At 71.8% G+C, this 316-nt stretch carries 1 pseudogene; it reads left to right on the top strand.

Annotation, left to right across the window (positions count from 1 at the left end):
- Nucleotides 1–316, top strand: a pseudogene (locus AC01Y6_RS10850) (lipopolysaccharide biosynthesis protein); the annotation flags it as partial.

Below are 316 nucleotides of genomic sequence, written 5' to 3'. Positions count from 1 at the left end.
CCCCGAGTACCAGCGCCTCCGCTCGGCCCTCATTGACGCCCAGGCCGAGGAGGCGAGGCTCCTCGCCCGGAAGGCGGCCCTGCAGGCCCGCATCGCCCAGGTGGAGGCCCGCCTCGGCCTCCTCAAGGAGCGGGTGGCCAAGGCCCAGGTGGAGCAGGACACGGTGAACCAGGCCCTGGACCTGGCCAAGAACGCCTACCTGGCCCTCGCCCAGAAGCGCACGGACCTAGGGATCCAGATCGCCAGCAACCAGGAGGCCTGGGCCTCGGTGCTGGCCCCGGCTTACCCGGTCTACGAGAAGGTGGCCCCCAAGCGG

The sequence above is a fragment of the Thermus sp. genome, from assembly GCF_056332225.1.
Note: the sequence above shows the minus strand (reverse complement) of the source record. Positions and strands in the feature narration are given on the sequence as shown.